The organism is Sphingobium cloacae (assembly GCF_002355855.1).
GTDB classification, from domain to species: Bacteria; Pseudomonadota; Alphaproteobacteria; order Sphingomonadales; family Sphingomonadaceae; genus Sphingobium; species Sphingobium cloacae.
Genome location: NZ_AP017655.1, coordinates 3535892 through 3558563 on the forward strand (window position 1 = coordinate 3535892; position 22672 = coordinate 3558563).

General features: G+C 65.2%; 28 protein-coding genes and 1 pseudogene. 14 read left to right on the forward strand and 15 right to left on the reverse strand.

The annotated features are described in order from the left end of the window. Positions 1–71: 71 nt before the first annotated feature. Together rdgB and rph are read right to left on the reverse strand one after the other, a co-directional pair. Positions 72–701: an RdgB/HAM1 family non-canonical purine NTP pyrophosphatase gene (gene rdgB, locus SCLO_RS17350; RefSeq protein WP_066514470.1), complete on the reverse strand. Its 630-nt coding sequence runs from the start codon at positions 699–701 to the stop codon at positions 72–74. A gap of 112 nt (positions 702–813) precedes the next feature. After that, the gene (rph, locus tag SCLO_RS17355; protein ID WP_066514472.1) at positions 814–1530 is read right to left on the reverse strand and encodes a ribonuclease PH; all 717 of its coding nucleotides are present in this window, start codon (positions 1528–1530) and stop codon (positions 814–816) included. A 95-nt stretch (positions 1531–1625) separates the two neighbouring features. On the opposite strand from rph, the gene SCLO_RS17360 reads away from it, so the two are divergent. The 5 genes and pseudogenes from SCLO_RS17360 to SCLO_RS17380 all read left to right on the forward strand — a co-directional run bounded on the left by SCLO_RS17360 (position 1626) and on the right by SCLO_RS17380 (position 4860). Continuing rightward, positions 1626–2141, forward strand: a complete 516-nt coding sequence (locus SCLO_RS17360; protein ID WP_197705113.1) for a DUF6438 domain-containing protein — start codon at positions 1626–1628, stop codon at positions 2139–2141. A 32-nt stretch (positions 2142–2173) separates the two neighbouring features. Continuing rightward, complete coding sequence (gene hrcA / locus SCLO_RS17365; protein ID WP_066514475.1) at positions 2174–3217, forward strand: heat-inducible transcriptional repressor HrcA; 1044 nt, start codon at positions 2174–2176, stop codon at positions 3215–3217. Next, complete coding sequence (grpE, locus tag SCLO_RS17370) at positions 3214–3768, forward strand: nucleotide exchange factor GrpE (RefSeq protein WP_066514477.1); 555 nt, start codon at positions 3214–3216, stop codon at positions 3766–3768. The genes hrcA and grpE overlap by 4 nt, the downstream gene beginning before the upstream one ends. Before the next feature lie 183 nt (positions 3769–3951). Beyond that, positions 3952–4587, forward strand: coding sequence for a PadR family transcriptional regulator (locus SCLO_RS17375; protein WP_066514479.1), 636 nt, complete (start codon positions 3952–3954; stop codon positions 4585–4587). 2 nt (positions 4588–4589) lie between these two features. After that, positions 4590–4860, forward strand: a pseudogene (locus SCLO_RS17380) (DUF2218 domain-containing protein). A gap of 16 nt (positions 4861–4876) precedes the next feature. Here SCLO_RS17380 and ruvC read toward each other — a convergent pair. The 6 genes from ruvC to SCLO_RS17410 all read right to left on the reverse strand — a co-directional run bounded on the left by ruvC (position 4877) and on the right by SCLO_RS17410 (position 7410). Further along, entirely contained in the window at positions 4877–5368 is a 492-nt protein-coding gene (gene ruvC / locus SCLO_RS17385) for a crossover junction endodeoxyribonuclease RuvC (protein WP_066514481.1), read from the reverse strand. Next, positions 5365–5586 carry a hypothetical protein gene (locus tag SCLO_RS17390; protein WP_123905534.1) on the reverse strand — a complete coding sequence of 74 codons (222 nt, stop codon included), beginning with the start codon at positions 5584–5586 and terminating at the stop codon, positions 5365–5367. Before SCLO_RS17390 ends, ruvC begins: the two co-directional genes overlap by 4 nt. A 72-nt stretch (positions 5587–5658) precedes the next feature. Further along, positions 5659–6402, reverse strand: a complete 744-nt coding sequence (locus SCLO_RS17395; RefSeq protein ID WP_066514486.1) for a YebC/PmpR family DNA-binding transcriptional regulator — start codon at positions 6400–6402, stop codon at positions 5659–5661. A gap of 67 nt (positions 6403–6469) precedes the next feature. Continuing rightward, on the reverse strand, positions 6470–6796 hold the full coding sequence (locus tag SCLO_RS17400) for a heavy metal-binding domain-containing protein (protein WP_174521938.1): 327 nt from the start codon (positions 6794–6796) through the stop codon (positions 6470–6472). Between the two features lie 23 nt (positions 6797–6819). Beyond that, positions 6820–7062 carry a DUF2312 domain-containing protein gene (locus SCLO_RS17405; RefSeq protein WP_062067418.1) on the reverse strand — a complete coding sequence of 81 codons (243 nt, stop codon included), beginning with the start codon at positions 7060–7062 and terminating at the stop codon, positions 6820–6822. Positions 7063–7110: 48 nt separating this feature from the next. Continuing rightward, positions 7111–7410 (reverse strand): DUF1244 domain-containing protein, encoded by a 300-nt coding sequence (locus tag SCLO_RS17410; protein ID WP_066514489.1) that lies wholly within the window; start codon positions 7408–7410, stop codon positions 7111–7113. 102 nt (positions 7411–7512) lie between these two features. Between SCLO_RS17410 and pyk the strand changes: the two genes are divergently transcribed. Then, positions 7513–8964, forward strand: coding sequence for a pyruvate kinase (gene pyk, locus SCLO_RS17415; protein ID WP_096362240.1), 1452 nt, complete (start codon positions 7513–7515; stop codon positions 8962–8964). Here the strand turns inward: pyk and SCLO_RS17420 are convergent. Together SCLO_RS17420 and ykgO are read right to left on the reverse strand one after the other, a co-directional pair. Then, positions 8948–9577, reverse strand: coding sequence for an HAD family hydrolase (locus tag SCLO_RS17420; protein ID WP_066514493.1), 630 nt, complete (start codon positions 9575–9577; stop codon positions 8948–8950). The genes pyk and SCLO_RS17420 overlap by 17 nt on opposite strands. 7 nt (positions 9578–9584) lie before the next feature. Then, positions 9585–9710: a type B 50S ribosomal protein L36 gene (gene ykgO, locus SCLO_RS17425; RefSeq protein WP_004210176.1), complete on the reverse strand. Its 126-nt coding sequence runs from the start codon at positions 9708–9710 to the stop codon at positions 9585–9587. A gap of 198 nt (positions 9711–9908) precedes the next feature. On the opposite strand from ykgO, the gene SCLO_RS17430 reads away from it, so the two are divergent. Together SCLO_RS17430 and SCLO_RS17435 are read left to right on the forward strand one after the other, a co-directional pair. Next, positions 9909–10505 (forward strand): hypothetical protein, encoded by a 597-nt coding sequence (locus SCLO_RS17430; protein WP_066514760.1) that lies wholly within the window; start codon positions 9909–9911, stop codon positions 10503–10505. Further along, positions 10502–11632 carry a M14 family metallopeptidase gene (locus SCLO_RS17435; protein ID WP_066514495.1) on the forward strand — a complete coding sequence of 377 codons (1131 nt, stop codon included), beginning with the start codon at positions 10502–10504 and terminating at the stop codon, positions 11630–11632. The genes SCLO_RS17430 and SCLO_RS17435 overlap by 4 nt, the downstream gene beginning before the upstream one ends. A 107-nt stretch (positions 11633–11739) precedes the next feature. Here the strand turns inward: SCLO_RS17435 and SCLO_RS17440 are convergent, their stop codons facing one another. From SCLO_RS17440 to SCLO_RS17450, 3 genes are all read right to left on the reverse strand, one after another. Further along, on the reverse strand, positions 11740–12456 hold the full coding sequence (locus SCLO_RS17440; protein ID WP_066514497.1) for a dienelactone hydrolase family protein: 717 nt from the start codon (positions 12454–12456) through the stop codon (positions 11740–11742). A gap of 20 nt (positions 12457–12476) precedes the next feature. Beyond that, positions 12477–13469 carry a 50S ribosomal protein L11 methyltransferase gene (locus SCLO_RS17445; protein WP_066514499.1) on the reverse strand — a complete coding sequence of 331 codons (993 nt, stop codon included), beginning with the start codon at positions 13467–13469 and terminating at the stop codon, positions 12477–12479. A 225-nt stretch (positions 13470–13694) separates the two neighbouring features. Further along, on the reverse strand, positions 13695–15023 hold the full coding sequence (locus SCLO_RS17450; RefSeq protein WP_066514502.1) for a methyl-accepting chemotaxis protein: 1329 nt from the start codon (positions 15021–15023) through the stop codon (positions 13695–13697). Between the two features lie 175 nt (positions 15024–15198). On the opposite strand from SCLO_RS17450, the gene sdhC reads away from it, so the two are divergent. From sdhC to sdhA, 3 genes are read left to right on the forward strand one after another with little or no spacing between them, the layout of a single operon-like run. After that, on the forward strand, positions 15199–15594 hold the full coding sequence (gene sdhC / locus SCLO_RS17455; RefSeq protein ID WP_066514507.1) for a succinate dehydrogenase, cytochrome b556 subunit: 396 nt from the start codon (positions 15199–15201) through the stop codon (positions 15592–15594). Beyond that, complete coding sequence (sdhD, locus tag SCLO_RS17460; protein ID WP_066514511.1) at positions 15594–15983, forward strand: succinate dehydrogenase, hydrophobic membrane anchor protein; 390 nt, start codon at positions 15594–15596, stop codon at positions 15981–15983. The genes sdhC and sdhD overlap by 1 nt, the downstream gene beginning before the upstream one ends. Further along, positions 15983–17800: a succinate dehydrogenase flavoprotein subunit gene (gene sdhA, locus SCLO_RS17465; RefSeq protein WP_066514514.1), complete on the forward strand. Its 1818-nt coding sequence runs from the start codon at positions 15983–15985 to the stop codon at positions 17798–17800. The genes sdhD and sdhA overlap by 1 nt, the downstream gene beginning before the upstream one ends. 198 nt (positions 17801–17998) lie before the next feature. On the opposite strand, the gene aroB is transcribed toward sdhA, so the two are convergent. Beyond that, positions 17999–19111 (reverse strand): 3-dehydroquinate synthase, encoded by a 1113-nt coding sequence (aroB, locus tag SCLO_RS17470; RefSeq protein WP_066514517.1) that lies wholly within the window; start codon positions 19109–19111, stop codon positions 17999–18001. Beyond that, positions 19102–19650, reverse strand: a complete 549-nt coding sequence (locus tag SCLO_RS17475) for a shikimate kinase (protein ID WP_066514519.1) — start codon at positions 19648–19650, stop codon at positions 19102–19104. The genes aroB and SCLO_RS17475 overlap by 10 nt, the downstream gene beginning before the upstream one ends. Positions 19651–19734: 84 nt before the next feature. On the opposite strand from SCLO_RS17475, the gene SCLO_RS17480 reads away from it, so the two are divergent. The 3 genes from SCLO_RS17480 to SCLO_RS17490 are packed head-to-tail and all read left to right on the forward strand — an operon-like array spanning position 19735 to position 22669. Then, complete coding sequence (locus SCLO_RS17480) at positions 19735–19920, forward strand: hypothetical protein (protein WP_066514524.1); 186 nt, start codon at positions 19735–19737, stop codon at positions 19918–19920. Between the two features lie 5 nt (positions 19921–19925). Next, on the forward strand, positions 19926–21749 hold the full coding sequence (locus SCLO_RS17485; protein WP_066514527.1) for a hypothetical protein: 1824 nt from the start codon (positions 19926–19928) through the stop codon (positions 21747–21749). 2 nt (positions 21750–21751) lie between these two features. After that, positions 21752–22669 (forward strand): tyrosine recombinase, encoded by a 918-nt coding sequence (locus SCLO_RS17490; RefSeq protein ID WP_066514530.1) that lies wholly within the window; start codon positions 21752–21754, stop codon positions 22667–22669. Positions 22670–22672 lie beyond the last annotated feature (3 nt).

Genomic DNA, 22672 nt, shown 5'->3' on the forward strand with positions numbered 1-22672 from the left:
GCGGGGCACGTCTTCAGCGGCGCAAATGTCGAAATGGCGTGAGGTGGTCGCCGTCCACCTCATCGTGCGCTTCAGAAAACCGCTGCCACCATTTTCGCAAAGGCGTCGGCGCGGTGGCTCATGGCATGTTTCCTGTCCGGCTCCATTTCGCCGAAGCTGATGGCATGACCGAGCGGCTGGAACATCGGATCATAGCCGAACCCCTTATGTCCACGCGGCGGCCAGATCAGCGTGCCGTCGACGCGCCCTTCGAAGGCTTCGACATGACCGTCCGGCCAGGCCAGCGCCAGCGCACAGACGAAATGCGCGTCACGGCCTGCATCCGGGCCCCTTGCCTCGACCGCATCCCACACTTTCTGCATGGCGAGCCGGAAATCCTTGTCCGGCCCCGCCCAGCGCGCGGAAAAAATGCCCGGATCGCCGTTCAGCGCGTCCACGCACAGGCCGCTGTCATCGGCGAGAGCGGGAAGGCCGGAGAGGTCCGCAGCCTGTATCGCTTTCAACTCCGCATTGGCGATGAAGGTCGTGCCGGTCTCCTCCGGCTCAGGCAGGTCGAGGGCGCTCGCGGACACCGTTTCGATGCCATGGGGCGCCAACAGTTCGCCGATCTCCCGCACCTTGCCCGCATTGTGGCTGGCGATCACGAGCTTGCCCGGCCCCAGCTTGCGGATGGCCTGTTCCTGGCCGAACTCGTCTGACATGATGGGAATACCCTGAATCGTTCTTTTCTTTTCGAGCCTAGTCGAGAAGCGCGATGGATGCACCACCCGCTTCTCGACTCGCTCAAGGTGAACGGATGTGGGGAAGGACGTCTTACCGTCCCGTGGCCTTGTCCTGCGCGGCGAAGATCTTCGCGCAGCCGATCCGCGCCAGACGCAGCAGGCGCAGCAGCTCCTCCTCGTCATAGGTCGCGCCCTCGGCGGTCGCCTGCACCTCGGCGAACTTGCCGTCGCCGGTGAGGATCAGGTTCGCGTCCGCCTCCGCATTGCTGTCTTCGTCATAGTCGAGGTCGAGCACCGGCGTGCCCTGATAGATGCCGCAACTGATGGCGGCGACCTTCTGCACGATGGGGTCTTCCTTGAGCGCGCCGGATGAGAGCAGCTTGTCGATCGCGATGCGAAGCGCGACCCAACTGCCGGAAATCGCCGCCGTCCGCGTGCCGCCATCGGCCTGGATCACGTCGCAATCGACGACGATCTGCCGCTCGCCCAGCTTCTGCATGTCTACCACGGCGCGCAGCGAACGGCCGATCAGCCGCTGGATTTCCTGCGTCCGGCCCGATTGCTTGCCCTTGGCGGCCTCGCGGCTGCCCCGGGTGTGGGTGGCGCGGGGCAACATGCCATATTCCGCCGTGACCCAGCCCGATCCCTTGCCGCGCAGGAAGGGCGGGACTTTTTCCTCCACCGAAGCAGTGCACAGCACCCGCGTATCGCCGAAGCTGACCAGGCAGCTCCCTTCGGCGTGGATGGTGAAGCCAGGTTCCATGGTGATGTCGCGCATCTGGTCGGGCGCGCGGCCGGAAGGACGCATATATTTATTCTCCGAAGCGTTCAGCGGGGGCTTAGCGTCCGTTGCGGCGTCTTGCCAGTGCCGATAGAGACAAGAGCGGGAAAAGGAGCTTCGCAATGCGCATGATCATGGGTTTGACGGTGGCTGCGCTGCTGACGGGGTGCGCCGTCAATCAGGCCGAACTGGAAAAGCCGGTGAGGGCGGGCGATACGATTCGCTTTTCCGCCGGACCGTGCTTCGGCACATGTCCCAGCTACACGTTGCGCGTGACGCCCGATGGATCGGGCTTGATCGAGCCTGGGCGCTTCACCGCCGTGCCCGGGCCGACGCGTTTCACCGTGACGCCCGAGCAATATCGACGATTCCACAGCGCGATCGCCCCCTACCGCCCCGCGCCCGGCACCACGAAACGCATTGCCCAGGGAGAAAATTGCGACCGTTTTGCGACCGACATGCCCGCGTACGTTATCGAATGGGCCCGGGAGAAGCAGGCGACCACGCGGCTGGAATATCAGTCCGGCTGCATGGATGCCCGCTATGGCCGGTTGCGCGCGATGATCGCCTCCGTTCCGCAGATGCTGGGATTGCAAGCCATGCTGAAGCCCCTCGCGCCTTCCAAAAGCGATACTTGAGCCTCATGCGCGGCTTGCCTAAATAGATGCGCATGGCGGTCACCCCGATCACGGAACTGAATGAGCGCGCGCGCGATGTCTTCCGCCTGGTGGTGGAAAGCTATCTGGGCACGGGCCTTCCCGTGGGATCGCGCACGATCAGCCGCATGGCTTCGCTCAGCCTGTCGCCCGCTTCCATCCGCAATGTGATGCAGGACCTGGAGGAACTGGGCCTGCTCGCCGCGCCCCATACTTCGGCGGGACGCATGCCGACGGAAACGGGCCTGCGGCTGTTTGTCGACGGCATGATGCAGGCGGCCGAACCATCGCCGGAGGAACGCCGCGCGATCGAGGCGGGGCTGACGGAAAGCGGCCCGATCGAAGAGGCGCTTTCCGCCGCGACCGCCACTCTTTCAGGCCTGTCGGCCTGCGCGGGCATCGTGATGGTGCCCAAGCGGGAGCCGGTGCTGCGGCAATTCGGCTTCGTGCCGCTCAATGACCGGCAGGCGCTGGCGGTACTGGTGGGGCAGGACGGGTCTGTCGAAAACCGCGTCCTCGATCTCCCCGAAAGCGTCACGCCGTCCCTGCTGGCGGAGGCGGCGAATTTCATGTCCGCGCGCTTCAGTGGCCTCACCCTCAGCCAGGCGGGCGATCTTCTCCGGCAGGAACTGGAGCGCGAACGCACGGCGCTTCAGGGCGCGGCGCGCGAACTGATTGAGCGCGGCATCGCCATCTGGTCGCAGGACGCCGATGCCCGCCCGGTGCTGATCGTGCGCGGCCAGTCCCATCTGCTGGACGACGGCACCGCCGCCGACCTTGAACGGGTGCGGCAATTGCTGGAGCAGCTCGAAGGCAAGCAGGAAATCTTCGGCCTGCTACAAAGCGCGCTCGCGGGCGACGCGACCAAAATCTTCATCGGTTCGGAAAACAAGCTCTTTTCCCTCTCGGGTTCTTCGGTCATAGCCGCGCCTTACCGGGGCGGCGACGGCCGGGTCGTCGGCGTGGTCGGCGTGATCGGCCCCACGCGCTTGAACTATGCGCGAGTGATCCCCATGGTGGACTTCACCGCCCAGACATTGTCGAGATTGATGAGATGAGTGAAGACAAAGAGAATATCGAAAACACCGAGGTTGTGGACCAGCTTCCGGAGGACGCGGCCCCTGCTGGCGATACGGCGGAAGACCGTTTGACGGCGCTCGAAAACGAGTTGGCGACCGCCAAGCAGGACGTGCTCTACGCCCATGCCGAAACGCAGAATGTCCGTCGCCGGCTGGAGAAGGAACTGGCCGATGCGCGCGCCTATGCGGCGACCTCCTTTGCCCGGGACATGTTGTCGGTGGCCGACAATCTCACCCGCGCGCTTCAGGCCATTCCGGCGGACCTGCGGGAGGATGAGAAATTCAAGGGGCTGGTCGCCGGTCTCGAAGCCACCACCCGCGAACTGGAAAGCGTGTTCGGACGCAACGGCATCCAGAAGCTCGAATCGGTCGGCCAGCCCCTCGATCCCAACAAGCATCAGGCGATGATGGAAGTGCCCTCCGCCGATGCGGAGCCGGGCACCGTGCTGGTGGAGATGCAGGCAGGTTACACGATCAAGGATCGCCTGCTGCGCCCCGCACTGGTGAGCGTGGCCAAGAAGCCGGACTGAAGTTTGTCCTGCGAAATGGGAAGGCGGCGCGGATTCCTTGTCCGCGCCGCTTTTTTTGTGAGGCGAAGGGGCGGCGGAAAAGATCGAGAAGGTCCTTACGCATAAAAGATATATCTTAAATCTTGCACGTGTGGAATTTTAAGATATATCTAGATCCATCTAAATAATAGCAAAGAGGCTTAGATGCACTTCCACCATTCTCATCGCGGTCATGAAGGCCGCTCTTTCCATCACGGGCATCGCCGGTTCGCAGGACCGGGCGGCTTTGGCCGTCCTTTCGGCGGCGGCGGACGTGGCCGAACCTTTGACGACGATCCTTTCGGCGGAGACGGCCGGGGCGGTCGCGGTGGTGGAGGGCGCAGGCGGCTCTTCACCAACGACATGCTGCAACTCATCCTGCTGCGTTTGATCGCCGACGCCCCGCGCCATGGCTATGACCTGATCCGCGAGATCGAGAGCCTTTCGGGCCAGATCTATGCACCCAGCCCGGGCGTGGTCTATCCGACGCTCACCCTGCTGGCCGACATGGACCTGATCGCCGAGCAGCCCGGCGAGAGCAGCCGCAAGCTCTTCGCCATCACCGAAGCCGGCGCCACGCATCTGGCCGATCGTCAGGAGGAGGCGCAGGCCGTCATGGAACGGCTTGCCCATCTCGCGAAGAAGGCGGAGCGCAGCGATAGCGCGCCCATTCGCCGCGCCATGCAGAATCTTGCCATGGCCGTGCGCGGCCGCCTTCAGAAGGAAGGGGTGGAGGCACAGACGATGTTCGATGTCGCTGCCTTGATCGACGAGGCCGCCCACAAGGTCGAAAGGCTCTGAAAATGACGCTTACCGCTCATGTCCCGACCGGCCATGCCAGCCGTTATCTGCAACAGCTCTGCAAGCCATAAGTTCGACACCGACTTCGATGCGGAGCAGGGCCGGATCGCTTTCCCCATGGGGCCGATCCGCATGACCGCCAGCCCGGACACGCTGACGGTCGAGATCGATCCGAAGGAAGAGGCGGATGTCGAACGCTTCAAGCAGGTGGTGGCCGACCATCTCGACCGCTTCGCCTTTCGCGAAGCCCCGCTCGCCTTCGACTGGAAATAGGAAAGGTAGCGGGTTTCTAGCGCGCCGGTATGCGCCGTGCACTGGCGAGGTGATGGGCGTGGGTGATAGCGACGGCGAGCGCGTCGGCGGCATCCGCGCCCGCGATCTTCGCGCCCGGCAGCAGTCGCGCGACCATGGCGTGCACCTGGTCCTTGGATGCATTGCCCACGCCGACGACCGATTTCTTCACCAGCCGCGCGGCATATTCCCCCACCACCATGCCCGATCGCGCCGCCGCCAGCAGGATGACGCCGCGCGCCTGTCCCAGTTTCAGGGTCGATTGCGGATTGACGTTGACGAACACCTCCTCGACCGCCGCGCCATCGGGCCGATGCTCCAGGATCAGGTCGCTCAGCGCCATGTCCAGCGCCATCAGCCGAGTCGGCAGCGGCAGTTCGGAATCGGTCTTGATCTGCCCATTGGCGACATGGGTGAGGCGGTTGCCGTCCGCCGAAATCAGGCCCCAGCCCGTCGTGCCCAGACCGGGGTCGAGGCCGAGCAGGATCATGCGTCTTCCGCGCCAGCGGCAGGATGGGGCACGCCGCCATCGCGCAGGCAGGCCGCCAGCTTTCGATACAGATTGGGATGGTATCGCTTCGACCGGGGATCGTTGCTGACCGTGGAAATGAACGCATCCTTCGCGGCAATATGAATGTGACCGCTGGCTTCATTGAACCAGACGCCGACATCCAGCCTTATGGTTTTCGATTCCTTCCTTGCGCCCATGCCGCTTCCGTCAATGCCCCCGACGCGAAAATCCGGCGAAGCCTTGTCCGTCGGCAAGGAAGGCCGCCGATCTCAGCCCAGCTTCTCCATCACCGCGTCAGGCACTTCATAATTGCCCCACACGGTCTGCACGTCGTCATCGTCTTCCAGCGTATCGACCAGCTTGAGCAGGGTCGCAGCACTGCTTTCGTCGACCTCCACGGTCGTCTGGGGCCTCCATGCCAACTTGGCGCTCTCCGCCGGGCCGAGCGAGGCTTCCAGCGCCTTGGCGACTTCGTGCAGCGCGTCCATCGCGGTCCAGATTTCATGCTCGTCGTCATTGGACGACACATCTTCCGCGCCCGCTTCCAGCGCCGCTTCGAAGATCGCGTCGGCATCGCCCGCGCTGGCCGGATAGGTGATGAGGCCCATGCGGTCGAAGCCATGGCTCACCGCGCCCGATGCGCCGAGGTTGCCGCCATTCTTGGAGAAAGCCGTGCGGACATTGGTGGCCGTGCGGTTGCGGTTGTCCGTCAGCGCTTCGACGATGATCGCCACGCCGCCGGGGCCATAGCCCTCATAGCGGATTTCCTCATAATTCTCCATGTCGCCGCCCAGCGCCTTGTCGATGGCGCGCTGGATATTGTCCTTGGGCATGGACTGGGCCTTGGCCGCGTTGACGGCGAGGCGAAGGCGCGGGTTCATGTCCGGGTCGGGCATGCCCATCTTGGCCGCGACGGTGATTTCGCGGCTGAGCTTGGAAAACATCGACGAACGCTTTTTGTCCTGCGCGCCCTTGCGATGCATGATGTTCTTGAATTTGGAATGGCCGGCCACAGCCCGCTCCTGAAACTGTTGTGCTGTCGAGGCGCGCTCTCTAGCGGCAGCGCGCCTTTCGCGCAACTCAGACGAGTATCGCCGTGCCCGAGGCCGACACCATCAGCATCGACCCGTTCGACCCCAGCACCTCATAATCGAGGTCGACGCCGACCACCGCGTTCGCGCCCAGCGAAGCTGCCCGCATCCGCATTTCGCCGATCGCCTGCTCGCGGGCGCGCTGGAGCACGTCCTCATAGGCGCCCGACCGCCCGCCGACGATATCGCGCACGCTGGCGAACAGGTCGCGGAAGAGGTTCGCGCCCACGATCACCTCGCCGGTGACGATGCCGAGATATTCCTTCGCCGGCCGCCCTTCCAGGCGGCTGGTGGTGCTGACGACGATCTCGGTCATGGGGCGCTCTCCTGTTCCGCGGGTTATTCGATTCCCAGCGCGTTCTTGTAGGTTTCCAGCAGCGCTTCGGCTTCCATGCGGGCGTTGCGTTCCATCTTGCGGAGGCGGACGATCGCCCGCATCGTCTTCACGTCATAGCCGTTGGCCTTGGCCTCCAGATAGACGTCCTTGATGTCGTCGCCGATGCCCTTCTTTTCCTCTTCCAGGCGCTCGATGCGTTCGATGAAGAGGCGTAGCTGTTCGGCGGCGACATTGCCATCGCTCATGGGAATCTCCGTAAATGCAAGTGAGTGTGAATCGGTTGACGCACGCTCCTAATGGCTGTCGGCGTTCTTCGCCACACTCTCCTTCATCTTTGCCAACTGCTCCGGCGTCGCTTCGGCCTGATAGCGGTCCTTCCATTCGCCGAAGGGCATGCCGTGGATGATCTCCCGCGCCTGATCGCGGGTCAGATGACCGTCCGCCTCGGCGATCCAGTCGGCAAGGCAGTTGCGGCAGAAACCGGCCGTTCCCATCAGGTCGATATTCTGCACGTCGGTGCGATGCTGAAGATGCGTCACCAGCCGCCGGAAGGCGGTTGCGGCCACCGCATCGTTGAGTATGTTGTCGCTCACGGCGAACCCTTTCGCTGATCTACACAATCCTGTCGTGCAGCATGGATAATCGATAACCGCGCCCAGGCAAGCCAGAGGCGACCCTATGCTCAGGAGTATATGATGACACGATTGCCGCCCCGCTCGCGAAAGGTCCGGATTCTCGCCACCCTCGGTCCCGCGAGCGACACGCCGGAGATGATCCGCGCGCTTTTCGTCGCCGGGGCCGACGCTTTCCGCATCAATATGAGCCATGGCGCGCATGAGGATCATGCCGCCCGCATCGCCGCGATCCGCGCGCTGGAAAAGGAGTTCGGACGGCCCACGACGATCCTGGGTGATCTTCAGGGCCCCAAGCTGCGCGTGGGCACCTTCGCGCGGGGGCTGGCTGTCCTGAAAACCGGCGCGCGCTTCACTCTCGACCGCGACGAGAAGCCGGGCGACGCGAAACGCGTGAACCTGCCGCACCCGGAAATCTATGCCGCACTGGTGCCCGAAACGCGTCTGCTGCTGGACGACGGCAAGCTGGTGCTGCGCGTCAAGGCGGTCATGGACGACCGGATCGAAACGGTCGTCGAGGTGGGCGGCGCGCTGTCCAACCGGAAGGGCGTCAATGTGCCGGACGTGGTCGTGCCGGTCCCCGCGCTCACGGAGAAAGACCGCCGCGACCTCAGCTTCGCGATCGAACAGGGGCTCGACTGGATCGCATTGAGTTTCGTCCAGCGGCCGGAGGATCTGGCCGAGGCGCGCCGCCTGATGGGCGGCCATGGCGCGCTGATGGCGAAGATCGAGAAGCCCGCCGCCGTTCAGCGCCTTGAGGAGATATTGGAACTGGCCGATGGCGTGATGGTGGCGCGGGGCGATCTGGGCGTGGAACTGCCGCCGCAGGCCGTGCCGCCGCTGCAAAAGCAGATCGTCGCCACCGCCCGCCGCATGGGCCGCCCGGTCGTGGTCGCGACCCAGATGCTCGAATCGATGATAAAGGCGCCCACGCCCACCCGCGCCGAAGTGTCGGACGTGGCGACGGCGGTCTATGACGGCGCGGACGCGATCATGCTGTCGGCGGAGACGGCGGCGGGCGACTGGCCGCAGGAAGCCGTCGCGATGATGGACAGCATCGCCCACAGCGTCGAGCGCGATCCCGGCTATTTCGCGCGGCTGCATTTCACCGAGACGCGGCCCGACGGCACGACCGCGGACGCGCTGGCGGAGGGTGCGGGAGGCATCGTTTCGGTGGTCGGTGCCAGCGCGATCACCTGTTACACGACCTCTGGCAGCACGGTTCGCCGCGTGGCCCGTGAGCGGCCGCTCGTGTCGATACTGGCGCTGACCCCGCGTCTCGACACGGCGCGGAAGCTGGGCCTCACCTGGGGCGTCCATGCGGTGCGGACCAAGGATGTCGGCAATTTCGAGGAGATGGTCGGCAAGGCGCGCCGCATGGCGCTGCGTCACGCCATGGTGGAGAAGGGCGGCAAGATCGTCGTGCTGGCGGGCGTTCCCTTCGGCACGCCGGGGTCCACCAATGTGCTGCATGTCGCCGCCATTCGCGGGGACGAACTCAGGGGGCGGGAGTAGGCGCGAGCAATCCCAGCATAGCCAATTCTTTCCGCAGCATTTTCGCATCGCGGAACAGATGGCCGCGCATCCCCAGAGCCTGCGCGCCCGCCACATTCTCCGCACGGTCGTCGATGAAGAGGGTCGTGCCGGCGGCTATCTCGAATCGCTCCAGCGCGAGGCGGAAGATCGCCGCATCCGGCTTCACCAGCTTTTCCGCGCCGGACACCACAATGTCGCGGAACGGCGCGAAGAAGGCCGCCTCCCGCGCATGGAAACGCTCCCAGAACTCCGCGCTGAAATTGGTGAGGGCGAAGAGCGGCACGCCCGCGTCATGCAAATCCGCGACGACCTCCGCCATGCCGTCCACTACTGGCGTCACGCTGTCGATGAAACGTTCGCCCCACAGGCGAATCAGCGCCCCATGCTCCGGGTGCCGGGCGATCAGCTCCGCGCTGGTTTCGGCGAAGGGGCGGCCCGCATCATGCTGGAAATGCCATTCCGCCGTCACGACATCGCGCAGAAACGCATCGAGCGCCTGATCGTCGGGGATCAGGCGCTCGTAGAGAATCCTGGGATTCCAGTGAAAGAGGACATTGCCGACGTCGAAAATGACGGCGGCGACCTCCGCCATGGCTTGTTCAGCCCTGGCGCGCCTTGAAGCGGCGATTGGTCTTGTTGATGACATAGGTGCGGCCGCGACGACGGATCACGCGGTTGTCCCGGTGACGGCCCTTGAGCGACTTGAGCGAATTGCGGATCTTCATGGAAGCCAGCCTTTGATGAATCTTTATGATCGGAAAATCGAAGCGCAGCCCCTATGGGTGGGACGGGCGAAAGTCAAGGGCGCAGGCCGCTCTTTTCCCGCCGTTCATCCTGCATGCAGCAAAGCCGTGGCTGATGCGTTAGGAAGGAATCCGCCGCGCGGCAACGTGTCAGGGCATCATATCGTCGGGAGTGCATTCATGTTGAAGAAGATCGTCCTTCCCTGCTGTCTCGCCCTTTCGCTCGCCGCCTGCGCGACGGCGGTGCCGCCGGTGGAGGTGACGCGATTCCATGTCGGCGATCCGGTGCGCAGCGGCACCATTGCGGTGGAGGAAATGCCCGGCAACCCGGACGTCAGCCTGGAATATCGCACCTATTCCAACGCCGTGCTTCAGGAATTGCAGTCGGTGGGCTTCACTCCGGCGGCCGAGGGGGCGAGGAGCGATTATGTGGCGCTGGTCGCTTTCCGCCGGGGATTTCGCCCGACCGGCTATGACCGCAGCGGCAATCCCGTCAGCGTGGGCGTAGGCGGCGGCGTGGGCAGCGGAGGCTTTTCCGGCATGGGCGTGGGCATCGGCATCAACCTGTCGGGCAAGCCCAAGGACATCGTGTCCACCGAATTGCAGGTCCAGATTCGCCGCCGTTCCGATTCGACCACTATCTGGGAAGGCCGCGCCATCACCGAAGCGCGCGAGGGGACGCCCGCGTCCCAGCCCGGCCTTGCCGCCGGAAAGCTCGCGACGGCGCTCATCCGGGGCTATCCCGGCGAGTCGGGGCGCACTATAACCGTCAAATGACCATCTCGATTTCCAGCGCTTTCGATAGCGGCAATATTCGCCTTCTCTCCATTAATGACACTCCGGCAGGCGTTCGCGCCGAGTTGGAGATCGTCCACGATCACCAGAGCGATTTCTATCAATGGTTCCATTTCCGCGTCGCGGGCGTCGCCGGGCGGGAGGTGGAACTGGCGATCGTCAACTGCGCCCGCTCGGCCTATCCCGACGGCTGGCCGGGCTATAAGGCGCGCTATAGCGAGGATCGCGAGAACTGGCTGCTCGCCGATACGGAATATGCGGACGGCACGCTCACCATCCGCCTGTCGCCGGACGTCAATGCCGTCTGGTTCGCCTATTTCGCGCCCTATTCGATGGAGCGCCACCACGACCTGATCGCCTGGGCCGCCTGTCAGCCGGGCGTGGAGCATCGCGAACTGGGACTGACGCTCGACGGCCAGCCGCTCGACCTGCTGACGTTGGGGGAGGGGCCGAAGAAGGTCTGGCTCTATGCCCGCCAGCATCCCGGCGAAAGCATGGCCGAATGGTGGATGGAAGGCGCGCTGGAGCGCCTGGCCGACGAAGAGGATGCCGTCGCCCGCCTGCTGCGGAGCAAGGCGACTTTCCACATCGTCCCCAACATGAATCCGGACGGCAGCCGCCGGGGCCATCTGCGCACCAATGCCGCGGGCGTGAACCTCAACCGCGAATGGCATGAGCCGTCGATGGAACGCAGCCCCGAAGTCTTCCTCGTCCGCGCGGCGATGGACGAAACCGGCGTCGATTTCGCCATGGATGTGCATGGCGACGAAGCCATCCCGGCCGTGTTCCTCGCCGGGTTTGAAGGGATTCCCTCGATCACGGAACGGCAGGTCGCTCTTTTCCACCGCTATCGCGATACGCTGGCGGCGCGGACGCCCGATTTCCAGACGAAGCGCGGCTATCCCGCGGCGGCGGCGGGCCGGGCGAACCTGTCCATGTCCACCAACCAGCTTGCCGAGCATTTCGGCGCGGTGGCGATGACGTTGGAGATGCCGTTCAAGGACAATGACGACCTGCCCGACGCCGATTATGGCTGGTCGCCGGCGCGTTCGATGCAATTGGGCAAGGATTGCCTCGCCGTGCTGGCGGAGATGATCGACGCGATTTGAGATGATGGGTTTTGGGTAGACTTCGGACGGTCTGCTTCCAGCATGTCCCCTGCTCCTGCCTTGCGCAGGAGCAGGGCTCGCCTGACGGCAAAGTCTGGCGGTCCCCTTCAGCCGAACAGGTCGCCCAGAAAGTCCTTCATCGCCCGGAAGCTGCGCCGGTCGGCATCTGCGCTATAGAACAACCCCCTGTCCTTCAGTTGCGCCGACTGATCGGTGAAGGCGTGTCCGACATGCCCATAAGCATGAAGCTGCCAGTCGCACCCCGCCTCCGTCAGTTCCGCCGCCAGCGCGACCGTGACGTCGGGCGGCGCCACCGGATCGTCCCAGCCGTGGCAGATCAGCAGCTTCGCGCGGATGGCGGCGTTGGGGAAGGACGGCGCGTCATATACGCCATGCAGGCTCACCCCGCCCGCGATGTCCGCGCCGCTGCGAGCCAGATCGAGCACGCATTTGCCGCCGAAGCAGAAGCCGATGGCGGCGGTACGCGACTCTTCGACTTCCGTCATGGCCTTGAGAAGCTCGTGGGCGGCGGTCACCCGCTCGCGCAGCAAAAGGCGGTTGTTGTTCAACTCGGCCATGTAACGGCCGAAATCCTCTTCTGCCCGCGTCGTGCGCTTTCCCTGACCGAAGACATCCGCGACCAGAACGGTATAGCCCAGCCCCGCCACCTTCTCCGCATAGGCGAAGTCCGCCTCTTTCGTGCCCAGCACATTGGGAAAGAGAAGGATGCCGGGTTTCGGTCCTGGCCCGCCCGGTATGACGGCCATATTCTCGAATGGACCCGATGGATCATAATGCATGACGATGCGGCGGGTGATGCTCATGACGGTCTCCTGTCTCGTGCTCAGATGCTTCCAAAACCCCAGGCTTCGCCCCGTTCCGCGCTGTCGAATCGGCGGGGACGTTTCCAGCCGATCTGGGGCCGCTTGCGAAGCCGCAGCGTCGGCCAGTCGCCCCGGTCGCTCCGCTGCGCCAGCCGCATCCCCTGCGCGCGATAGGCCGCCAGCACCATGTCCGCCTGTTCCCTGAGCAGACCGGCCAGCACGATGGTCCCGCCTTCCTCCACCAGCGCGCAGAGCGATGGCGCCAGTTCGATCAGCGGCCCGGCGAGGATATTGGCGATCAGCAGGTCATAGGGCGCGCGCCGGATGAGCGCGGGATGATCCACGCCCGCCGCCGTGAACAGGCCGACCCGGCCCGCGCCCGTCCCCAGCCGCACGCCATTGGCGCGTGCATTCTCCGCGCTGATCTCCACCGCCACCGGGTCGATGTCCGAAGCCGTCGCATAAGCGCGCGGCCAGAGGCTCAGCGCCGCGAAAGCCAGCAGTCCCGTGCCCGTCCCGATATCGGCGACATTACCGAACCGCATCCCCACGCGCCGCATCCGGTCCAGCATCATCAGGCAGCCGGACGTGGTTTCATGCTGCCCCGTGCCGAAAGCGCGGCTCGCCCCGATCAGGAAATTGACGTGGCCGGGCAGTTCGGGATCGCCGGTCAGATTGCGGACGTGGAAACGCCCGGCGGTGACTGGTTCCAGCCCCTGCTGGCTCATCGTCACCCAATCCTGGTCGGCAAGCTGTTCGATCACCGGCTTGGCGGCTCTGGCGCTCGGCACCAGCGTTCGCAGCAATTTGACGGCGGCGGTGCCCGGCTTGCCCTCGAAATAGGCTTCGAGCCGCCAACTCTCGTCACTGTCCGGTTCGGCTTCGCTGGTCATCAGCACCGGCGGCTTGTCCATCATCGCAAAGGCGGCGATGTCGCCTTCCAGCGCCTCTGCTTCCATACGGGTGCAGGGCAGGGTGACTTTCCAGCTTTGGGCGGAGGCGGCATCGGTCATGCCGCCGCCTTTACTGCACTGGGAGCGGAAGGGAAAGTATGAGGCAGGCTGCATCGGAAGGGAAGTTTCGGCCTACCGCGGACGATGTTTATTTGTCATCCTGGACCAGGTGCGGGACAACGCTTGCCCTCTCCACAGGTTGCATTGCGCCATGCTGCTGCCTTTGCAGGAGCATGTCAGATGAAGAAGCAGGCCCGCTGCCTTCCACCCAAATCCACCCGCGCCCTATGCTACCTGCCGGCTGAAATCGGACGACGCCTCGCGCAATCCCGACAGCTTGCCTTCCACCGTCATGAAGCCGCGTTCAAGCTGGTCGATTTCCGACGCCACCACTTCCGTATCCTGCCGGATCGCGGAGATGGTGGTCGACATCGAGTCGGCGGCCAGCGCGGTTTCGTCGACGGCGGCGGTGATCATCGTTACGGTCTGGGCCTGCTGGTCCATGGCGTGACGGATGCGCTGGGCGCTGCTCTGGACTTCGCCCACCGTGTCGCGGATGCGCTCGTTGGTCTGCACCGACTGGAGCGTCGATGCCTGAATATCCGCGATCTTTCCCGCGATCTCGTCGGTCGCCCGCGCGGTCTGGTTGGCGAGGCTCTTCACCTCCTGGGCGACCACGGCAAAGCCGCGCCCCGCATCGCCCGCCCGCGCCGCCTCGATCGTCGCGTTGAGCGCCAGCAGGTTGGTCTGCCCGGCAATGTCGCGGATCAGGCCCAGGATCGATTCGATCGACTTGGCATGTTCGGACAGGGTGGTGGACATGGCCACGGCCTCGCCGGACTGTTCTGCCGCGCGCAACGCCACCTCGGCCGCGCTTTCCACTTCGGCGCGAGCGTCCTCTATGGCGCGGATCAGCCCTGCGGACGTCTGCGCCGCGTCTCGCATGGCGAGCGCGGACTGTTCGGCGGCAGCCGCGACTTCGGACGCCTTGCCCAGCATTCCACGGGTCGCGGCGGAGGCATCCTTGGCCTGTTCGCGCAGCGACTCGCCCAGATGCGAAGCGCCGTCGATCTCGCCGACGATCCGTTGCTCGAACAGCGCGCCGAAGCGTATCCGTTCCGCGCGCTGGGCATCGGCGATGTCCTGCGCCATGACGTTGCTCAACATGCCTATGCTCATCATCGACAGGCGATTGACCGTCCGCAATAGCCTCTGGCAGCGCTCCCGGTCTTCCCAAATCCGTTCGCAGATCAGCTCCGCAAGCTTTTCATCGGCGCGCGCGACGGAAGCCAGCACTGCCGCTACCGGAAGGTTCCGCTTGCTTGCATGGCGCACGCATTCGGTGGCCATGCGGCCCCATTCCCCGGCATTGTAGCGCGCCAGTTTCTCCCGCGCATATTGGCGCGTGGCGGCCTCGATCTTTCGCAGTGTTTCCGGCGACAGGCAGGCGGTCAGTTTCGCCTCCGTGACATAAGTGTCGTAGAATGTCTGCGCGACGAGATCGATGGAATCTTCGATCAACTCATGGATTTCCAGCGCCTCCGGCCCGATGCTAGGGTCCAGTTCGGCCAAATTGTCGGCGCGGATCAGCCAGCTATTGTTGACGTGCGGCATAGCTCGATATGTCCCCCAGATGGTGCGCAGTCGTTTCCCGGACTGATTAGCCTGCTTTGGTTAACGGATTCTTTATCCCGCCGTTCACGCACCACCTTTCGCCGTGCCTTGCCCTTCGCCGCGTTCGCTCCTAAGGGGAGCGGAACCACAGACAAGATCAGGGATACGGGTAGACATGGCGCGATCCACCAGCCGGCCGCTCTCGCCGCATTTGACGATATGGAAATGGGGGCCGCATATGGCGATCTCCATCCTGCACCGCATCACCGGCAACGGCCTCGCCATCGTCGGCGCGCTGGGGCTGGTATGGTGGCTGATGGCCGCCGCGACGGGACCGGAAGCCTATGCGACCTTCGTGAAGTGCGCGACTTCCCCCATCGGCATTATCGTCATGGTCGGCCTGACCTGGGCATTCTTCCAGCATCTCTTTTCCGGCCTTCGCCATTTCGTGCTCGACATGGGCGCGGGTTACGAGCTTCGGACCAACAAGACATGGTCGGTCGTCGCGATGATCGCTTCGATCGTCGTCACGGCGCTGGTCTGGGCCTATATTTTCGGGGGGAAGCTCTGATGGGAACGGGAACCGGAATCGGCCGCGTCCGTGGCCTGGGATCGGCGCGTCACGGCGCGTTTCACTGGCTGGCCCAGCGCTACACCGCCGTCGGCAACCTGCTGCTCGTCCTGTGGTTGATCTTCAGCCTGCTGACGCTGCCGGGCCTCGATTATGAAAGCGTGACGGCTTGGATCGCCCATCCGCTGGTGGCAGTGCCGATGATGCTGATGATCGTCAGCATCTTCTGGCATCTGCGCCTGGGCATGCAGGTGATGCTGGAGGATTATGTGCATGACAAGGGGCTCGCCTTCCTGTCCGTGCTTCTCCTCAACTTCTACGCCATCGGCGGCGCGGCCGCCGGCATCTTCGCCATCGCGAAGATCGCCTTCATGGGAGCTGCCGCATAATGTCGACCGAAGCCTACAAGATCATCGACCACACCTATGACACCGTGGTGGTGGGCGCGGGCGGCTCCGGCCTGCGCGCGACCATGGGCAGCGCCGAAGCGGGCCTCAAGACCGCCTGCATCACCAAGCTGTTCCCAACCCGGTCGCACACCGTCGCCGCGCAGGGCGGCATCGCGGCGTCGCTCGGCAACAACTCGCCCGATCACTGGACCTGGCATATGTACGACACCGTCAAGGGGTCCGACTGGCTGGGCGATCAGGACGCGATCGAATATATGGTGCGCGAAGCGCCCGCCGCCGTGATCGAGCTGGAACATGCGGGCGTCCCGTTCAGCCGCAATGAGAACGGCACCATCTACCAGCGTCCCTTCGGCGGCCACATGCAGAATATGGGCGAAGGCCCGCCGGTGCAGCGCACCTGCGCCGCCGCCGACCGTACCGGCCATGCCATGCTCCACGCGCTCTACCAGCAGAGCCTGAAGTATGACGCGGACTTCTACATCGAATATTTCGCCATCGACCTCATCATGGAGGACGGCCCCAACGGCAAGGAATGCCGCGGCGTCATCGCCATCTGCATGGAGGACGGGTCGATCCACCGCTTCCGCAGCCATGCGGTCGTGCTGGCGACGGGTGGCTATGGCCGCGCCTATTTCTCCGCCACCTCGGCGCATAGCTGCACCGGCGATGGCGGCGGCATGGTGCTACGCGCGGGCCTGCCCTTGCAGGACCTGGAGTTCGTGCAGTTCCACCCGACCGGCATTTACGGCGCGGGCGTGCTCATCACCGAGGGCGCGCGCGGCGAGGGCGGCTACCTCACCAACTCGGAAGGCGAGCGTTTCATGGAACGCTATGCCCCTTCGGCGAAGGATCTGGCCTCGCGCGACGTGGTGTCGCGCTCCATGGCGATGGAGATGCGCGAAGGACGCGGCGTGGGTCCGAACAAGGACCATATCTACCTGCACCTCGATCACATCGATCCCAAGGTGCTGGCGGAGCGTTTGCCGGGCATCACCGAGAGCGGCAAGATTTTCGCGGGCGTCGACCTGACCCGCCAGCCGCTGCCCGTGACGCCGACCGTCCACTACAATATGGGCGGCATCCCCTGTAACTATCATGGACAGGTGGTGACGAAGGTCGGCGACGATCCCGAAGTCGTGGTGCCGGGCCTCTATGCGGTCGGCGAAGCGGCTTGCGTGTCGGTCCATGGCGCGAACCGCCTCGGCTCCAACTCGCTGATCGACCTTGTCGTGTTCGGCCGCGCGACCGGCCTGCATCTCAAGGAAACGATCAAGCCCAACGGATCGCACCGTCCGCTGCCCAAGGATGCGGCCGATCTGGCGCTGGGGCGCCTCGACCATTTCCGCAATGCCAAGGGCGGATCGTCGACCGCGAAAATCCGCCTCGAAATGCAGCACACCATGCAGAAGCACGCCGCCGTGTTCCGCGACAGCGCGCTCCTGTCGGAAGGCGTCGCCAAGATGGCGGAGGTCAACAAGCGGTTGCAGGACGTGTCCATCGCCGACCGTTCGCTGATCTGGAACACCGACCTCATTGAGACGCTGGAACTGGACAACCTGATGAGCCAGGCCGTCTGCACGATGGTCGGCGCGGAAAACCGCAAGGAAAGCCGCGGCGCCCACGCGCATGAGGATTATCCGAACCGCGACGACGTGAACTGGATGAAGCACACGGTCAGCTGGTTCGAAGGCTGGGGCGGCAATGGCGGCAAGGTGACGCTCGATTACCGTCCGGTGCACGACTACACGCTCACCGACGAAGCGGAATATATCAAGCCCAAGGCGCGCGTTTACTGATCGCAGGATATGGGTGGAAAAGAGAAGGGGCGGGCTGCAAAGCTCGCCCTTTTTTGTTGAGGATACAGTGTCGGGTTAGATACTCATCCCCGTTCGCCTTGTCGAAGGCTCTGCACCCTTCGACAAGCTCAGCCCGAACGGATGAATGAGTGTCCGCTAGCTGAAGTATGGCGTCCCACAAATAGCGGATGCCTCCTGCTATGCTCCCGCCACGCGATCTTCGTCGAGGAAAGCCGCCACATCGGCCAGCACGACATCCTTCGACAGGAAGGTCCGCCCGATCCCCTGTGCCAGCAGGAAGGGCAGGGTGCCTGCCGCCATTTTCTTGTCGTGCAGCATATGCGCGACCAGCGCCGCTCCGTCCGCCTGCACATGGGCAGTGGCGAGATCGTAAGGCAATCCTACCGCCTTGAGATGCGCCGTTACGCGCGCCGCTTCCTCCGCCGGGCAAAGCCCCAGCCGCGCCGAATAGCGGAAGGCCAGAGCCATGCCTGCCGCCACCCCTTCGCCATGAAGCAGCCTGTCGGAAAATCCCGTATCCGCTTCCAGCGCATGTCCAAAGGTATGGCCCAGGTTCAGCAATGCGCGACGCCCTGACGTTTCGCGTTCGTCATCGGCGACGATGGCGGCCTTGGCGCGTACGCTGCGTTCGATGGCATATTCCCGGGCTTGCGGATCGCCGCCCAGCAGCTTGCTTCCGTCCCGCTCGCACCATGCGAAGAAATCGGGATCGTCGATCAGGCCATATTTCACGACCTCCGCATAGCCCGCCCGCGTTTCGCGCGGCGGCAGGCTGTCGAGCGTCGAGGGATCGATGAGGACAAGGGCAGGCTGATAGAAGCTGCCGATCAGATTCTTGCCCGCCCGCGCGTTGATCGCCGTCTTGCCGCCGACCGAACTGTCCACCTGCGCCAGCAGGGTGGTCGGCACCTGGATGAAATGGCATCCGCGCTTGAGGATCGAGGCCGCGAAGCCGACCAGGTCGCCGATCACGCCGCCGCCCAGCGCCACGACATGATCGCCCCGCTCGATCTCCCGCTCCAGCAGATCGTCCAGTAGCCCTTCCAGATGGCGCCAGCTTTTCGTCTGCTCGCCGGGGGGAAGGACGATCGGCTCCACCGTCACATTGGCGGCGCGCAGGCTCGCCTCCAGCCGGGGAAGCTGCGCCGCCGCGACATGGGCATCGGTCACCACCACCAGCCGCCCCTTGCGCGCATAGCCCGCCAGATGGCTGCCCGCCCGGTCCAGCGCGCCCTGCTCGATCAGGATGTCGTAACTGCGCGCATCCAGCGCGACTCGCACTATTGCCATGCCGGGAGTTGCTCCAAAATCCGCTCGACCGCGACTTCATGCGGCGCGGCGATGCTTTTCACATGAATGGGGGCGAGCGCGTAGACGGGGTTGCGGACGGCCGCCAGTTCGGTCAGCACCACGCGCGGGTCCTTGCCTTTCAGCAGGGGGCGTCCTTCACGGCGGGATACGCGGTCGACCAATATGTCGATGTCCGCGTCCAGCCATATGGCGGTCGCCTGATCCAGGATCAGGGCGCGCGTGTCGGGCTGCATGAAAGCGCCGCCGCCCGTCGCGATCACCTTCGGTTCGCCGTCCATCAGGCGCGCGATCACGCGGCGTTCCCCATCGCGGAAATGCGCTTCGCCGAAGCGTTCGAAAATATCCGTGACGGTCATGCCCGCCGCCTTTTCGATCTCTTCATCCGCATCGACGAAGGCGAGGCCGAGGCGCGCCGCGAGCCGACGCCCGACGGTGGATTTGCCGACGCCCATCATGCCGACCAGGACGATCGGTCCCCGCTTCGCGGCGGCTGCCGTGGATTTGCTGTTTCGCTGCATGGCGAGGGGGGCTATACAGCCAGCCGTCAGCCAGGCAAATCGCAACTTTCCTTTCTTGAAACGGCACGGGTCGCAGAAGGACACATGAAGAACAGACGTTCCTACAGCAATTTCGAGGGCAGCTCCCGTCGCCGGACGCGCTTGCCGATCATTCCCATCGTGCTGGTGATCCTGTTGGTTGCGCTGATCGCCATCCTCTGGTCGCGCGGCGGGGAAAGGCCGCAGCAGCGCGTGGAAAAGGCCATTCCCGCCGAAAAGCTGGGCCAATAAAGCCGATGCCGCGTCATAGGGGGAATGCGAAGTGGATGCTGGGCACGCTTGCCCTGGCGCTGGCCGTGCCGGTCGTGGCGCAGAACGCGCCCGAATCCCTTCTGCCCCCCGGTTTCGGCGACGCGCCAGCCACGCCTGCACCCGCCCCCGCGCAACCGGGACGAACACCGTCACCGTCATCCTCACCGTTGCCCGCCGCGCCTGCCGCCCCGGCGCAGCCGCCCGCGCTTTCCCTGACCTTGCCCGAGGATTCGGCGAATGACAGCGCGGCGGCGAAGCAGAGCGAGGAGGAACTCGCTGCCCAGAAGGCGAAATATGACCTGCCGCAAAGCGCCCGCCGCTCGCTGGAACGCGTCGGCGCGTTGACGCCGCAGACGCTGGGTCTGGAGCCGGACGCCTTCGGATCGGAGTCCGGGCCATTCCTCGCCGCCCTGATGAAGGAGACGCGCGCGCCGATCGTGTCGCGCTGGGGCTCCATCCTGCTCCGCCGGGCGCTGCTGACGGCGAGCGATACGCCGCGTGGCATCGATGGCGCGGATTGGGTGGCGGAACGCGCATGGCTGCTGCTGCGCATGGGGGAAGCGGACAACGCCCGCCTGCTGGTGCAGAGCGTCGATGTGGACGGCTTCACGCCACGCCTTTATGCGGTCGCGATGCAGACCTATCTGGCGACGGCTGACCCGGCTGGGCTGTGCCCGCTGTCGGCGGGCGCGCTCAAGGTCAGCAAGGAACCCGGCTGGGACATGACCCGCGCCATCTGCGCGGCGCTTTCGGGCGATCAGGGTTCGGCCAGCGGCGCGCTCAACCAGGCGCAGCGGCGCGGCGTGGTGCGCGGGATTGACTATCGGCTGGCGGAAAAGGTGGTGGGCACCGGCTTCAACGCCCGCCGCTCCGTGAAGATCGAATGGGACGGGGTGGACCGGCTGACGGCATGGCGCTTCGGCCTTGCGACGGCGCTGAATGTCGAAATCCCGGACAATCTCTATGCGACCGCGGGACAGCATGTGCGGGCATGGGAAGCGCGCGCGCCGGCCCTCTCCGCCGTCCGCCGCCAACCGGGCGCTGACGTGGCGGCGCGCCTTGGGGTGTTTTCCAGTCAGGCGCTGGTGGGCTTCTACAGCCAGATGGGCGCGGACGGCGATGCTCCGGCGGCCATGGCCGACAGGGTGGACGCCTTGCGCGCCGCTTATGGCGGGACGACCATCGGCGCGCGGCTTCAAGGGATGCACACGATCTGGCGGGACAATGGCCGGCCGGATTATGTCGGCCTGATCGCCACGGCGCGGGCAGCCGCCGCTCTGCCCGCCGCGCAGGTGGAGGCGCGCGACGCCGCCAATCTGGTCGCGGCGATGCTGACGGCGGGGTATGATCGCAATGCGGCGCTCTGGTCGCGCGCGGTCGGGACGCTGAGCGGCGATGGCGCGTCCCAGCTCTGGGCCTTGCTGTCGGTGGGGGCGCCCAGCCCGGTCGTCGACATCAGCCAGAGCCGGGTGTCGGATTATGTCAAGGAAGCCGGCGAGGAACGCGGACGGCTGCTCGTTGCCGCTTTGGCGGGTCTTGCGCGACTGTCGTCGTCCGACGCGGTCTCGCTGGCGCAGGGCAATGGCTTCACTCTTGCCGCCGACAGCCGTTGGGCCAGAGCCATCGGCGCCGCCGCGCAACGCGGAGAGAAGGGCACTGTCGCCCTGCTCGCCGCCGTGGGGATGCAGGCAGGGGAGTGGGGGCGTCTGCCGCCGGGCCATCTGTTCCACATCGTCGCCGCCCTGCATCGCGTCGGGCTCGATCCGGAAGCGCGCATGATCGCGGCGGAAGCGCTGACCCGCGCCTGACCATGAATGACGATGCCGTCCTGATCGACCGCTTTCTGGAGATGATGGCGGCGGAGCGGGGGGCGTCGCGCAACACGCTGCTGGCCTATCGCACCGATCTGGCGGGCGCTGGCGAGATTGTCGGGGGCCTTACCATGGCCGGCAAGGAAAAGCTTGCGACGCTGCCCGAAGCATGGGCGCAACTGGCCGCGTCCACGGTCGCGCGCAAGGCATCCGCCCTGCGCGCGTTCTACGCCTTTCTGGAGGAAGAGGGACTGCGGCGGGATAATCCCTCCGCCAGCCTCCCACGCCCGGTCACGCGCCGTCCCTTGCCGAAAATCCTCTCGGTACAGGAGGTGGACCGCATCTTCGAGCACATCGAACAGCGCGTCGCCGCCTCTCCTCCCTCGCCGCTCGACCTGCGCCTGGCCGCGCTGATCGAGTTGCTCTATGGCTCCGGCCTGCGCGCCACGGAACTCGTGTCGCTGCCCCGCCGGGCGCTGGCCACGGACAGGCCCTTCCTGATCCTCAAGGGCAAGGGCGGGCGGGAGCGGCTTGTCCCCATCTCCGACCGGGCGCGGGCGGCGGTGGCCGCGTGGCTGGCCCATGTGCCCGCCGACAGCCCATGGTTGTTCCCCTCCGGTAAAAGCCACCTCAGCCGCATCCGCCTCTATCAACTCATCAAGGCGCTGGCCGCCGCCGCCGGGATCGCGCCGGAACGCGTCAGCCCCCATGTGCTGCGCCACGCCTTCGCCACGCATCTGCTGGAGGGCGGGGCGGACCTGCGTGCGCTGCAATCCATGCTGGGCCATGCCGATATCGGCACGACCCAGATCTACACCCATGTCGACAGCCGCCGGCTGGTCGAACTGGTCAACAGCCGGCATCCTTTGGCGGCGATGCCGCATCGGCGCGTTGACGGCGAAGCCTCCGCGCCTTAACGC

Excerpts from the sequence above, each read along its gene's own strand:
- rdgB (WP_066514470.1), bottom strand. The coding sequence starts at position 701 with ATGTCAGACGAGTTCGGCCAGGAACAGGCCATCCGCAAGCTGGGGCCG.
- rph (WP_066514472.1), bottom strand. The coding sequence starts at position 1,530 with ATGCGTCCTTCCGGCCGCGCGCCCGACCAGATGCGCGACATCACCATG.
- SCLO_RS17360 (WP_197705113.1), top strand. The coding sequence starts at position 1,626 with ATGCGCATGATCATGGGTTTGACGGTGGCTGCGCTGCTGACGGGGTGC.
- hrcA (WP_066514475.1), top strand. The coding sequence starts at position 2,174 with ATGGCGGTCACCCCGATCACGGAACTGAATGAGCGCGCGCGCGATGTC.
- grpE (WP_066514477.1), top strand. The coding sequence starts at position 3,214 with ATGAGTGAAGACAAAGAGAATATCGAAAACACCGAGGTTGTGGACCAG.
- SCLO_RS17375 (WP_066514479.1), top strand. The coding sequence starts at position 3,952 with ATGCACTTCCACCATTCTCATCGCGGTCATGAAGGCCGCTCTTTCCAT.
- ruvC (WP_066514481.1), bottom strand. The coding sequence starts at position 5,368 with ATGATCCTGCTCGGCCTCGACCCCGGTCTGGGCACGACGGGCTGGGGC.
- SCLO_RS17390 (WP_123905534.1), bottom strand. The coding sequence starts at position 5,586 with ATGGGCGCAAGGAAGGAATCGAAAACCATAAGGCTGGATGTCGGCGTC.
- SCLO_RS17400 (WP_174521938.1), bottom strand. The coding sequence starts at position 6,796 with ATGACCGAGATCGTCGTCAGCACCACCAGCCGCCTGGAAGGGCGGCCG.
- SCLO_RS17405 (WP_062067418.1), bottom strand. The coding sequence starts at position 7,062 with ATGAGCGATGGCAATGTCGCCGCCGAACAGCTACGCCTCTTCATCGAA.
- pyk (WP_096362240.1), top strand. The coding sequence starts at position 7,513 with ATGACACGATTGCCGCCCCGCTCGCGAAAGGTCCGGATTCTCGCCACC.
- SCLO_RS17420 (WP_066514493.1), bottom strand. The coding sequence starts at position 9,577 with ATGGCGGAGGTCGCCGCCGTCATTTTCGACGTCGGCAATGTCCTCTTT.
- ykgO (WP_004210176.1), bottom strand. The coding sequence starts at position 9,710 with ATGAAGATCCGCAATTCGCTCAAGTCGCTCAAGGGCCGTCACCGGGAC.
- SCLO_RS17430 (WP_066514760.1), top strand. The coding sequence starts at position 9,909 with ATGTTGAAGAAGATCGTCCTTCCCTGCTGTCTCGCCCTTTCGCTCGCC.
- SCLO_RS17435 (WP_066514495.1), top strand. The coding sequence starts at position 10,502 with ATGACCATCTCGATTTCCAGCGCTTTCGATAGCGGCAATATTCGCCTT.
- SCLO_RS17440 (WP_066514497.1), bottom strand. The coding sequence starts at position 12,456 with ATGAGCATCACCCGCCGCATCGTCATGCATTATGATCCATCGGGTCCA.
- SCLO_RS17445 (WP_066514499.1), bottom strand. The coding sequence starts at position 13,469 with ATGACCGATGCCGCCTCCGCCCAAAGCTGGAAAGTCACCCTGCCCTGC.
- SCLO_RS17450 (WP_066514502.1), bottom strand. The coding sequence starts at position 15,023 with ATGCCGCACGTCAACAATAGCTGGCTGATCCGCGCCGACAATTTGGCC.
- sdhC (WP_066514507.1), top strand. The coding sequence starts at position 15,199 with ATGGCGCGATCCACCAGCCGGCCGCTCTCGCCGCATTTGACGATATGG.
- sdhD (WP_066514511.1), top strand. The coding sequence starts at position 15,594 with ATGGGAACGGGAACCGGAATCGGCCGCGTCCGTGGCCTGGGATCGGCG.
- sdhA (WP_066514514.1), top strand. The coding sequence starts at position 15,983 with ATGTCGACCGAAGCCTACAAGATCATCGACCACACCTATGACACCGTG.
- aroB (WP_066514517.1), bottom strand. The coding sequence starts at position 19,111 with ATGGCAATAGTGCGAGTCGCGCTGGATGCGCGCAGTTACGACATCCTG.
- SCLO_RS17475 (WP_066514519.1), bottom strand. The coding sequence starts at position 19,650 with ATGCAGCGAAACAGCAAATCCACGGCAGCCGCCGCGAAGCGGGGACCG.
- SCLO_RS17480 (WP_066514524.1), top strand. The coding sequence starts at position 19,735 with ATGAAGAACAGACGTTCCTACAGCAATTTCGAGGGCAGCTCCCGTCGC.
- SCLO_RS17485 (WP_066514527.1), top strand. The coding sequence starts at position 19,926 with ATGCCGCGTCATAGGGGGAATGCGAAGTGGATGCTGGGCACGCTTGCC.
- SCLO_RS17490 (WP_066514530.1), top strand. The coding sequence starts at position 21,752 with ATGAATGACGATGCCGTCCTGATCGACCGCTTTCTGGAGATGATGGCG.